The following is a 12574-nucleotide window of genomic DNA, read 5'->3' as shown; positions in this document are numbered from 1 at the left end:
GAAATAGCCAAATTTACCAATCATTAACAAACACCTAATAATCCTTTGACAAACTTCAAGTTCGCTTTACACTCTTCATATTTTTTTAATTTTCTTTACTAACAAATACAGGGAGGACGGTTCTCCTTATTTCTATTTCTGCCCTCAGCAGAACCGTCCCCATTTCTCTGCATATAAAAAAGCTCAGATTTTCTCTGAGCTTTTTTGGTTCCTTATAATTCAATTGTTTCGTTAATGTCTGTGTTTTCCGCTTCTTTGCCTGCTAGTCTTTTATAAAAATAAACAATGTTTTTTGTAAAGCTGGTATCCCAATATTCTGCTGCTTCTGCCTTTATTTTAATCAAGACGACATTCGGATCGTCGTAAGACGCTTTCATGATTTTTTCGTAGGCCTTACTCCATAACTCTTTTTTCTTTGCAATATCCTCTACAATTTCCGCTCTACCTCTTATCGAAACATAGGATTTACCTGCGTAAGAAATATTCACTTCATTTTCATGTAGAATCTCTTCATACTTATCGGTATCTTTCTTTGTTATAAACCATAAATCACCATCAAACTCTACTTCCTGCGTTTTCATTGGACGAGAAACTAGCCCTTCTTCTGAAACGGTTGTTAACATGGCTGTATCGACATCTTTAATCAGTCCTCTTAACGTTTCAAGTTCTTCTTGTCTAGTTGTGTTTTCCATTATAATCACCTCTTGAACTGTTTTAAAAGTATATTACCCTTATAAAAAACTTTTAATCAAAAGTGATTTAGACAAAATTCGCTTGTTTAAAAAAGCTTTAGAATCATAAACCAAATTGCTGGTATTAACAAAGACGGCAACAGATTTAAGGTCTTGAATTTTTTTAATCCTAGTATGCTAAGTCCTGAACTAAGGATAAGAATTCCGCCAATAATCGATATTTCTGCTAATAATTCAGACGTTAAAAAGTTTGCAAGCAAGCCAGCTGTTATGTAAAAAAAGCCTTGCCACACAAATAAGACGAGTGCCGAAACAGCAATTCCTAATCCAAAGGTCGATGATAGAACAATCGATGTGACGCCATCTAAAATGGCATTTGTAAATAGATAAGTATGATTCCCTCTTAATGCACTTTCAATTGGTCCTAAGATTGATAAAGTCCCTGCACAAAAAAGTAAAATCGCAGTCGATAATCCCTCTGCCAGATTCCCCTTCGAGAATTTGCCTACAATTCGTTTAAAAGCATTTTCTATATCTAACCTTTCGCCAATCAAACCACCAATAGCTAGACTGACTATAAACAGAACAGGATATTTGCTGTCTGGCATGTATTGAACAATGGAATGGATTCCAAGTGCAGTTGCAGCAAGTCCCATTGCCTGCATTAAAATATCCTGATACTCCTCTTTAATTCCCTTTTTCAAAAAACTGCCTATCATGCACCCTGCTAAAATCATAAAACAGTTAAATAATGTTCCAATCAATTTCTTTTTCTCCTTGGCTTTATATTTAATGAATAGCATACGGTCACTCACTATATAAGCCATTTTATCTTATCTTGCCTACATTTTGGTCATTTTTTTATCGTACATCACTCTTTTCTTGCGGGTTAATTCTCTTTTGTGCCAGCCGTTAAATAATCCAGTTAAAATAAGGATAATGACTAATGCAATAATGGAAGAGCGTAATAGCAAGATGGCAAACAGGATACTTAACATAATGGCCATTCCTTTTAACAACGGTTTTTTTAATAACTTAATTGCTGCACAGAGACCAATTAGAGCATTAGCAATGAAAAAGGCATTTGCCAAGCTGACAAGTTGTTCTACTGACACTAATTTTAATAAGACTAAAAAGGCAAACAGAAGATGGATAAAAACAAGCAAACCAATTGCTTTATATGGTGCTCCATTAGAGAACTTTTTAGTTAGAAAATGGAGAGAGGAAATAGGTTTTGATAACGATGCTATTAGTCTTGCTACTCCACCAACAACCATTAAATGTGTTGTTATACAAAGTCCTGTTGCGACGATTGCCAATAAGCCAATAGACAGCTGCCCAAACAATGGATACATAATCCCCGTTAAACGAATGGTAAACGTACCTGTATATGTTGTCCACTGAACAGCAGCAGAAAGGACTAAATTAACAACCAAAATGACAGCCGCACTAAAAAAGATCGCTCTCCGAATGGTTGTTTTTGGATTTTTCACTTCACTAGAATAATTCCCAACAATCTCCCAGCCGACTATTGTCCAAAAAAGCAATAAGAGACTATAACCAAAGGAAGAATAATGAAATACAGGATAATCCCAAGTGTCAGAAGGATGGTTTATTAAAGAAAAGACACTACCACTTACTAATATCAATACGGCAAATGTAGAGATGATAAAAGACAATTTCCCAAGAAAATTCAGACGAAATAACAGTATCAACCCGTTCATGATGAGTAAAACAAACGCAATCCATTCTACTTTGATATTGCCTGAAAATAGCCAGGTTTGAATATATTCAGCTGCTGTCATCATCACTGCGACTGGTCCCATCAAAGCAGCAATCATAAGAAAAACAGATGAAAGATTTTTTATTTTTGCTCCAAATGCTTTTTCCATGGCAGTACCAAGCCCTTCTTCCCCTGGAAACTGTATTATTAACTCTCCGCAGACATATGCAAAACATATGCCAATGATGGACATAATGAACCAGGCAAAGATTGCATAGTTTCCGATATTTTCATAAATAATAGTTGGCAATAAAATAATTCCTGATCCTAATAGCGGTCCAATGATTAACCCGCTTAAGGTCAAGGAACCAATTTTTCTTTGATTCATTCTTTTTCCCCATTCCTGATGTTTTTTAATTATTTCTCATTTCCTATTGTATTTGTCTTTTATCATTCAGTAAAATAGATATATACGATAAACAATATCGATTATACCGATAACAGGAGGATACTATATGGAAATACGCCATTTACAAACGTTTAAGGCCATCGTGGAAGCTGGTGGTTTTGCCAAGGCAGCTACTCAGCTTGGCTATGCACAATCCTCTATTACTTCCCATATACAAGCATTAGAGATGGAACTAGAAGGCCCACTTTTTGATCGTCTCGGCAAATCCATTGCGTTAACAGAGTTAGGCAAATCATTTCTTCCTTATGCAAATGAAATGCTGCGCCTGCATAAGGGAGCAAAAGAACTGCATCAATCTTCGAGAATGAAAAAAGGAAAAATAACGATTGGGGCTTCTGAATCATTAACTGTTTACCGTCTTCCTACTATCATTCAGGCATATAAAGAGAAATTTCCGGATGTTCATTTATCTGTTCGAATGGGGACATGCGAGGAACTGCAGCATTTAGTAGAGATTGGCGATTTAGATATTGCCTTGCTTCTTAATCTGGAATTCAAGAAGCATCCTTCCTTAGAAACCATTAAAATGTTAGACGAAAATATGAGTATCATTTCCTCCCCTAGTCATATGCAGCCTAATTCCATTCTTTATTCGGAAAGCAACTGCCCCTATCGGACCATTTTTGATAAATTTATAGCGGAAGAAAATATTACTCCAACCTCTTTTCATGAATTTTGGAGTATTGAGGCAATAAAGCAATGTGTACAATGTGGATTGGGACTTGCTCTTGTGCCGGAAATTACCATTCAAAATGAATTAAAGGAGGGACGATTATCTGCACGGCGTTTAGATAAGAAACATGGTCAAGTCGCTTCCTTTCTTTTTTATCATAAAAGCAGATGGGTTTCTCCAATCGTCCATTATTTTATCGAAGAAGCAAAAGCTTATTTTAAACAGGAAGAAGAAAAAAGAACTGCATTTGAAAAAGAAGCCAGCTACTAATTGTAACTGGCTCTCTCTTTTAGACCCCTTAAACAGCGGCTGCTTCTTTTTTATGTTTATTTTTTCTGTTATTTATTTGATTTTTGATATATGGCATTGCATAGCGGTCTAGACCAAATTTACCAGCGTTAGCTCCTGCCACTATTACGAAGATGGCTAGTAAAATCATTTGTCCGTTTGTGCTTACTGTTCCACTGAACAAGAATGCGAAGTTCATGACCATTCCCATTAAAGTTGCAAAGCTTGTGAATAAACCGAGAATTAATGCAATCCCTACTAATAATTCTCCCCATTGAACTAAGAAAGTGAATAAATCCGCATTCGGAAGTGCTACATGTTCTAAGAATGCTGCCCACCATCCTTGCACTGCTGGGTGTTCACCTGTGCTGTTTGCGATCGCCCCTTGTAAAAATCCACTTGCGTCAAAGGCACCACTTGTTATTTTTTCATAGCCTGCATGGATAAATTGATAACCAAGATAAATTCGGATAAAAGCTAAAATTCCTGCAACTACTTTATTATTTCTTAATAAATCTAACATTTCTCTCCATCTCCTTAGAATGATAAATTATTAGTTTGTTCATTGATTCACATTTACTTTTACAAGATCTTGTTTGTTTCTTACTACACTTATATAATAGCACTATTTTCACTATGAGAAAGTATATTGTGATGTATTTCACATTTAGTTCACAAAGTTATGGCGAAGTTGTGAACTAAGGACATGATTATCACTATCTATAAGGAAACATAATTAATGATTAACTATTCCTTTTCTTACCACATAAAGATGGGTACTGTAAACTTCACAGTACCCTTTTCTGATATTCTTTTTTACAACTCATCATACTTAAAGTATGAAAAATAACTTGGTTTCTTTTGCCCGCTTAAATCTTGTGTACATATCCCAACAAAGGTTCCAGTGAAACGTATATAATCTGCATCATCGTCTGATAAATGACTAATATCGATTTTACTGCCGATATTCTTCCATTCATCTTCTTCTGCATAAGCAAATTGTAGCCATTGCTGGTCAACTTTTGCCTTTATCTTAACCTCCCCTGTAGATTTTAATGGTATATCTTGATCGAGTAATTCATCATAAACCCCATGCTTGGATTCAATAATTCCGATACATTTTCCCAATGTTTCATGTGTCGTAATTCGGAGGTACACATAATCATCTGTATCATAATAAAAAATTAATCCCGCCATTTGTTGAAAGTTTTCGGGTGTATATTCAACTGCTGTCTCTACTTCCACCGTGAAACTCTCTAGTCTGCGTGCTAACAGGCTTTGATGATGGAGGGAGCTCATCGATTCTCCACCCTTTAATGTCAAATAACCTGGTCGTTCTGTTAGTGAAATCCAATCCTCTGTAAATGTTCTTCTTAATGAGTTCCAATATTTTTTTAAGGAATTACCTTGGAAATCATCAAGGTTGCTCTCTTGTTCAAAAGGATGTAATTGTAAATCCGGTGCCTCCACAATAGTGGATGGATTTGGTCCTCCTTCAACACGCAGCCAATCATCTGCTGTCCAATAGCATTTTTGGATGGCCGTTTCTCTCCCTAATATACATTTTTTATCGACAACTGGTCTCCCACATAAATGTGCCATATACCACTCACCATTTTGTGTTTCCACCAAGCTTCCATGACCTGCCTTTTGCAGCTGGTCTTTTTTGTTCTCATCTGATGTCAAGATTGGATTGGTTGGATCTATTTCGTATGGACCAAATAAAGACGTTGACCTAGCTATTGTAACCGCATGGGTATACCAAGTTCCTCCTTCTGCTGTTACTAAATAATAATAGCCATTCCGCTTATATATATGAGGTGCCTCTGTTAAACCTATCTCTGAGCCCTTAAAAATATTTTGTACCGGTCCCACTAGCCTTTTTTCTTCTACAGAATATTCCTGCAGGGCGATTCCTGCAAAAGAATTAGTTCCTTTACGAAAATCCCAAATCATATTGACTAACCATTTTCTCCCATCCTCATCATGAAACAAGGAAGGATCAAATCCACTACTATTAAGATAAATCGGCTCAGACCAAGGCCCTTCAATATTTTCAGCTGTCACTAAATAGTTATGTGTATCCTTAAAAGCTCCCATTCTACTTTTTACATCTGTATAGATTAAAAAAAACATCCCTTCTGAATAACTTAAACAGGGCGCCCAAACTCCTCCTGAATTGACATTTCCAATCATATTTAATTGGGATTCTCTTGTTAATGGATATGTTAGCAATCTCCAATTAATCATGTCTTTAGAATGATATATTTGTACGCCTGGAAACCATTCAAAAGTAGAGACCGCTATATAATAGTCATCTCCAACTCGCAAAATAGAAGGATCAGGATGATAGCCTGGCAAGACTGGATTGATTATTTTACTCATTTCATAACCCCTTTTCTTAACATTGGTAAATTCTAAAGTAAATTAGGAAAGGAATCTACAAAACTAGTACGTTCCCAATAGCTTCAACTATTGCTATAACATATTATGTTAGAAATTAGTTTGCGCTTCTAGCTTTTAGATCACTAATAATACGAGGATAGATTTTATCTAAACGATAGAATAGCATGAGGATAATTAAGAAAACAGTAATTGCCATTGGAATGTAAATAAACAGGGATTGAATAGAAAGCAATGCTGCATTCGATTGCGTGCCTCCGCCGCCAACATATCCTCCATAGAATAATACCCATCCTATAATAGCGGTTCCTAATCCACTACCGATTTTGATACCCATGCTTCCGCCGCTATATACCATACCTTCATTTCGAATTCCTGTTTTCCACTCCCCGTACTCGATCGTGTCACCTAGCATCGCAAACATACTTCCATTAATCGGCGCTTTACCGATTCCTCGAATTATCGTACCGGCTACAATTAAAGCTATATTGGTGATGTCAATTAACATAATTAGATAACCGATTAACGTAATTACTTCCCCAACAATAATGGCATTCCTTTTACCAAATCGTTTCGTAATTGGTGCTACAATCACCATTCCTAAAAGGATAAACACTGTATATGCTGTTGTTACAAGTCCAACAAGAAGGGTGTCATCTAAAATATACTGAGCAAAATAAATGACTGCCCCAGAATTTAAGGCGTTAAAAATATAGGTCATAAAGATAAATGTCGTCACAAGTGCCCAATACTTATTTTTCCCAAGCGTTCTTAAGCTGTCTTTTAGTTTTACGGGATTGTGCTGTTGTTCCTTGCTAGCAGGCTTAACTCTTTCAGTAGTTGATTTGAAACAAAAGTAGAAAAGAATACTGCCAATCGATCCAAAAATAAGGAAAGTTACAATCCATCCAAATTGGCCACCTCCAAAGGCATTTGCAAGTGGGAGGGTCAAATTACTAACTATAAGTGATCCTATTAATGCAAGACTCATACGAAAGACATTTAAAACAGATCTTTGGTATTGATCTTGTGTAATTAAGGAATTTAAGGTTCCATACGGTACATTTAGACCAGTATAGACAAGGCATACTAAATTATAGGTAATCGTAATATAAACAACTTGCCAAACAGTGCTTACATCTGGAACGGTGAACAGTAATACAGCTGAGATTGCAAAAGGGATCGCAAGCCATAATAGCCACGGTCTAGCCTTACCATGCTTTGATTTCGTCTTATCTATGACATAACCCATCAATACATCTGTTATCCCATCAAATATCCGGGAAAACAACATAATGGATCCTACAATTCCTGCTGCAATGCCAATGATATCTGTAAAATAATATACAATAAAAATGCTCATTGCTTGCCAGATAAAATTACTAGCTAAGTCACCAGAACCATACCCTAATCTTTCTATTAAACTTATCTTTTCACCAGCTGGTGCACTTTGTGTCGGAGTAACCTCTTCCCTTTGTAAATTGGTCGACATCTTAATCCTCCATCCATTGCTTTGTTCACGCTTACAATTAATTTAAACTTACAACGACAACCAGAGCTATCTTCTACTAAGATACTGTGGAACTATCTTGTCAAAGAACCTTCTTCTTTCGCTAAAGCCTTCTTCCCTGCTTCCAATACTTCAATAATTCGGTCAACATCATATACACTGCCTCTCCATGTCCCGCCACTAACCGCTTGCAGTGCCGCCCAAAGCCTTGTATCATCCGGCAAATTAGGGTCTGGTTTAAGATCTGGATGTGCTTCTCTTGTTTTTAAAACGGATGCCGCCTCTTCTTTTGACAATCGTTGATCTTCTGTACCAATAAAATCAACTGTTCCTATCAAGTTTTCACAATCAACCATAATATCGATTAAATCTCCATTTCGCAGCTTTCCGATTGGTCCATCACTCAATGCTTCCGGACCGATATGACCGATGCAGGCTCCAGTTGAGACACCTGAAAAACGAGCATCCGTAATTAAAGATACATATTTGCCAAAAGGCAAATATTTCAAAGCAGACGTTAATTGATAGGTTTCTTCCATTCCGGTTCCAGATGGACCTCCTCCCATTACGACCATTACATCTCCAGCTTTTATGCCCCCAGTTTTTATTGCAGTAATAGCTGATTTCTCAGATGTAAATACTTTTGCTGCTCCTGTATGTCTATAGATTCCATCTTCTCCTACTACAGTGCGATCAATTGAAGTCGATTTAATAACAGATCCTTCTGGTGCAATATTCCCTTTTGGAAAGGTGATAGTGGAAGTGAGCCCTCCTGCTTTTGCTGTAGCTGGATCCATAATTACTTGCTCAGGATTGACTCCATCTGCTTCTAATAAACGTTTCCTTAATTGCGTTCTTCTTTCGGATTTTTCCCACCAATCTAAGTTCTCTCCTAAAGTATGACCAGTAACAGTTAGGACATCTTCATGTAAAAGCCCTAATTTTCGTAAATGAAGCATTACTTCTGGTACACCACCAGCAAGAAAAACACGAACTGTGGGATGATGATCTGGTCCGTTAGGTAAAACACTTACTAGACGTGGAGTTTTGCGATTTATTCTTGCCCAATCATCTACTGTGGGGATTTTACATTTGGCAGCATGTGCAAGAGCTGGGATATGTAATAAAAGATTAGTTGAACCACCAAAAGCAGCATGAAGAACCATCGCATTCTCGATTGCTTTGTCTGTAATAATGTCCTTTGTTGTAATTTGATTCTTTTCCATTTCTAAAACAGCTCTTGCTGACTGCCTTGCCATTTCTGCCCAAATCTTTTGTCCAGAAGGAGCAAGTGCTGAATGAGTGACTGCTATGCCTAGTGCTTCCGCAATTACTTGCGAGGTTGCAGCAGTACCAAGGAATTGACAGCCTCCTCCTGGTGTAGCACATGCCACGCAGCCAAGTTCTGCCGCTTCCTTCAAACTAATTTCTTTATTCACAAATCGTACGCCAATTGTTTGGATTTTTCCTGCATCCTCCCCAATTGCTGGAGGCAGAGTAACACCACCAGGCACAATAATAGTTGGCAAATCATGCATAGAACTAAGCGCAATCATCATGGCAGGTAATCCTTTATCACACGTTGCAACGCCTATTACTGCTTCTCTAGTAGGCAATGAACGAATTAAACGCCGATAAACAATTGCAGCATCATTTCGATAAGGAAAAGAATCAAACATTCCTAATGTTCCTTGCGAACGACCATCACAAGGATCACTAACAAAACCCGCAAAAGGAACACCTTTATGGTTTCGAATTTCTGCAGCTGCCTCTGCCATGAGGATATCAACTTCCCAATGTCCTGTGTGGTACCCTAGCGCGATTGGCTCACCATTATGATCTCTTATACCACCTTTTGTACCTAGAATAAGGACTTCTGTTCCTAATAAATCTTTCGGTTTCCATCCCATTCCTACATTTTGGCTAAGTCCGAATAAATCCCCGCTCGGCGAATCCTCCAGCATTTGTGCAGTAAGTGGCAGCTTTCCAGTTGGCCCCTTTGCATTCGTTTTTACTTCATAAAGGGATTTATTCTCGTTTTCAAATATAAATGGTAATGTCATCCTATCACCCTCCAATATTTGTTTGTTTAGTAAACAAATAATCATTTCAAAAAAAGCAATCTATCACCTTTTCTTATAATAAATTTGCCTGTTTTAAAATTTCCCTAACTTGCTGCTTCTTCTCTTCATTGAGCGCTTTAGCAGGAGGCAACACCTCGGTTGTAATATCTATACCACATAATTTCGTTGCTTCCTTCACTACATTTACAAACGGGCTATCTATTTTATATAGTTGTGGCAATATAGCTAATTGTTTCTGCAAAGAAACTGCTTTTTCTATATCCCCTGCTAAGAAGGAATTATACAGACCAACTGATAATTGTGGTGCAAAATTTGCACTAGCTGTTATTGCTCCATCTCCTCCAAGCAGTAACGTATTAAATAAATGGTCATCAAACCCACAAAAAACAGAAAAATCAGGATTAATCATTTTTACCTTATCATTCATTTCGCGAATATGTCCGATAGAATCAATCGTTTCTTTAATACCAACTATATTTTGATGATTTAGAACAAGCTCTTTCACAAAATCAGGTGTTAAATCCTGCCCTGTAAGGGTGGGAAAATTATAGAGTAAAACTGGCAGCTTAACGGACTTTGCAATGTCACTAAAATAGGTATATAAATTCTCTTTGGTCAAATTCCAATAATAGGGATTAATAGCAACAATTCCATCTGCGCCTATTTGTTCCGCATGCTGACCGAGCAGAATTGCCTCCCTTGTATTCGTGCTGCCAATTCCAATTAAGACAGGAACTCTTTTTGCAACATACTTAACAGCAAATTCAGCAATCCTCTTTCTCTCCTTTACAAACATTTGCGAAAATTCTCCACCAGTACCTAAAAAGAATAAGCCATTTACTTTTTCCTCAATTAGTCTATCAATTAATAACGCCATTTCGCCTTCTTTCAGATTACCATCTTTATCAAGAATGCTTGACACTGGCGGAATAATGCCTTTAAATCGATTCAGTTCGGTCATTTTTTCTTATCTCTCCTTTTTGTTTTACATTATAAAACTCAATACTATTATTTAGTCTGTGTGAATTGATTATAACATACAGCCCTTAAAAGTAAACACTTACATTTTGTTAATTTTGAATATTTTCTAATTTACAAATAGAGATTGCTATTTTGAAATGGCTGTATTAATGTAAAAGTACACTATAATGTTTGTTATCCTAGGAAATAGTTAGATATTATAAAGCAAAAATGGAGAAGATATTATGCCAATCATTCAATCTGTTGAACGTGCACTTCAAATATTAGATTTATTTAACGATCACACCGTAGAATTAAAGATTACGGAAATCAGCGAACAAATGGGGCTTCATAAAAGTACAGTACATTCTTTATTAAAGACTTTGCAGCAATCTCGCTATATTGATCAAAATTCTGAAAATGGAAAATATCGATTAGGCTTAAAGCTCGTTGAAAGAGGGAATTTAGTTATCAATACTTTAAACATCAGGCAAATAGCTAATAAATATCTCGTTGAGTTAGCACTAAAGACGGGCCAAACTTGCCATCTAGGTATTCTTGATGGGAATGCAGGTGTATACATTGACAAGGAAGAAGGGGCTAATTCTGTTATTCGGTACTCTCGGATTGGGAGAAGAATTCCCCTCCATTGTACAGCAATCGGAAAATTATTGTTATCGTATCAACCTCCAGATATAATTCATTCACTACTAGATAACTATCTGTTTACACAAGCAACAAACCGGACTATTACCAAGAAAGAAGATTTCCTTATGGAATTAGAAAAGGTGCGTTATAACGAGTATGCTGTGGATAATCAAGAAAATGAACTAGGTGTCCGCTGTATCGCGGTACCAATTCTAAATCAACATGGACAAATACTAGCAGCGCTTAGCATCTCAACATTAGTTTCTACAGTAAGCGATGATCTCCTTAATGACTATTTACTGCTATTGAAAACAACGGGAAAAGAATTATCGGAAAAAATGCGATATGGAATTACAATGAAATAAGAAACAGGCATTTTTGCCTGTCTCTTATCATTTCACCCGAATAATTACATCTCTTTTTCTAACGCTATCTTCATCCACTTCTTCATTAACATAGCAGCTTTTACTTTCTCTTATCAAATGATCCCCATAAATCATTTACACGGATTAACATTCTTTCAATTTTATAATCAGCATTTACATTCGCTTGCCCAGTTACTTGTTTTACTTTTGGCTCATCCATGCCCTTTTTATGATATGCTAATGATATAGAAAAGTTATAAATCTTTCCTTTCGAATCTGTTCTTTCGAATTCAATATTTTTCACCTTAAGACTATAATCCTTTTTATACGGCTCCATCATTAGGTTCGTTCCATATCTTGTAATGAAATCATTATAGGATTTTTGATTAGAAAAATAATCTTTAAAGACTGCTTCTTCATATTCTCCTAGAGCAGCCTGCTTTTCTTCTCCATTTACTTTGCTTTCCTTTTGTTTGTTCCATATTTCTATTAACTCATCCTTCGGGCCATTTAAAGCATTTTGTAAAACTGCTTCTACTGGTTGTATGTATGGATCTGTGTCCTTAACTGTTTTCTCAGTACATCCAACTAATAAAATAAGAAGAAAAGGAAATAATGCGATTATGAATATACGATGATTACTTTTCTTCACCACATCACCTCCTCAATAAAAAACTATACGAATAGTATTTAAAAAAGTTTCAAATATTTTCCTTTTTCGCGTATTAGCTATAATTAATAAAGAATTTTAAATAAAAA

At 36.4% G+C, this 12574-nt stretch carries 11 protein-coding genes; 2 read left to right on the top strand and 9 right to left on the bottom strand.

From position 1 onward, the window contains the following. Positions 1-212: 212 nt before the first annotated feature. From NSS71_RS01805 to NSS71_RS01795, 3 genes are all read right to left on the bottom strand, one after another. Positions 213-692 (bottom strand): pyridoxamine 5'-phosphate oxidase family protein, encoded by a 480-nt coding sequence (locus tag NSS71_RS01805; RefSeq protein ID WP_341151262.1) that lies wholly within the window; start codon positions 690-692, stop codon positions 213-215. 86 nt (positions 693-778) lie between these two features. Then, positions 779-1456 carry a DUF554 domain-containing protein gene (locus tag NSS71_RS01800; RefSeq protein WP_341151261.1) on the bottom strand — a complete coding sequence of 226 codons (678 nt, stop codon included), beginning with the start codon at positions 1454-1456 and terminating at the stop codon, positions 779-781. A gap of 78 nt (positions 1457-1534) precedes the next feature. Further along, positions 1535-2803: an APC family permease gene (locus tag NSS71_RS01795; RefSeq protein ID WP_341151260.1), complete on the bottom strand. Its 1269-nt coding sequence runs from the start codon at positions 2801-2803 to the stop codon at positions 1535-1537. A 127-nt stretch (positions 2804-2930) separates the two neighbouring features. Here NSS71_RS01795 and NSS71_RS01790 point away from each other — a divergent pair, with 127 nt between their 5' ends. Continuing rightward, entirely contained in the window at positions 2931-3827 is an 897-nt protein-coding gene (locus NSS71_RS01790; RefSeq protein WP_047941517.1) for a LysR family transcriptional regulator, read from the top strand. 28 nt (positions 3828-3855) lie between these two features. Here the strand turns inward: NSS71_RS01790 and NSS71_RS01785 are convergent, their stop codons facing one another. From NSS71_RS01785 to NSS71_RS01765, 5 genes are all read right to left on the bottom strand, one after another. Then, positions 3856-4368: a DoxX family protein gene (locus NSS71_RS01785; protein ID WP_047941516.1), complete on the bottom strand. Its 513-nt coding sequence runs from the start codon at positions 4366-4368 to the stop codon at positions 3856-3858. Between the two features lie 293 nt (positions 4369-4661). Then, entirely contained in the window at positions 4662-6230 is a 1569-nt protein-coding gene (locus tag NSS71_RS01780; protein WP_144544439.1) for a glycoside hydrolase family 43 protein, read from the bottom strand. 115 nt (positions 6231-6345) lie between these two features. Continuing rightward, on the bottom strand, positions 6346-7740 hold the full coding sequence (locus NSS71_RS01775) for an MFS transporter (protein WP_341151259.1): 1395 nt from the start codon (positions 7738-7740) through the stop codon (positions 6346-6348). 92 nt (positions 7741-7832) lie between these two features. Next, positions 7833-9821: a YjhG/YagF family D-xylonate dehydratase gene (locus NSS71_RS01770; protein WP_341151258.1), complete on the bottom strand. Its 1989-nt coding sequence runs from the start codon at positions 9819-9821 to the stop codon at positions 7833-7835. Between the two features lie 73 nt (positions 9822-9894). Further along, a complete protein-coding gene (locus NSS71_RS01765; protein ID WP_341151257.1) occupies positions 9895-10803 on the bottom strand; it encodes a dihydrodipicolinate synthase family protein in 909 nt (302 codons plus the stop codon). A gap of 244 nt (positions 10804-11047) precedes the next feature. Between NSS71_RS01765 and NSS71_RS01760 the strand changes: the two genes are divergently transcribed. After that, positions 11048-11815, top strand: a complete 768-nt coding sequence (locus NSS71_RS01760) for an IclR family transcriptional regulator (RefSeq protein WP_341151256.1) — start codon at positions 11048-11050, stop codon at positions 11813-11815. Between the two features lie 100 nt (positions 11816-11915). Here NSS71_RS01760 and NSS71_RS01755 read toward each other — a convergent pair whose 3' ends face one another. Next, positions 11916-12467, bottom strand: coding sequence for a hypothetical protein (locus NSS71_RS01755; protein ID WP_047941510.1), 552 nt, complete (start codon positions 12465-12467; stop codon positions 11916-11918). Positions 12468-12574 lie beyond the last annotated feature (107 nt).

This window comes from Niallia sp. FSL W8-0951, assembly GCF_038006525.1.
GTDB lineage: Bacteria > Bacillota > Bacilli > Bacillales > Cytobacillaceae > Niallia > Niallia circulans.
The sequence above is the reverse complement of the archived record's forward strand: the minus strand, read 5'-3'. Positions and strand labels throughout refer to the sequence as shown.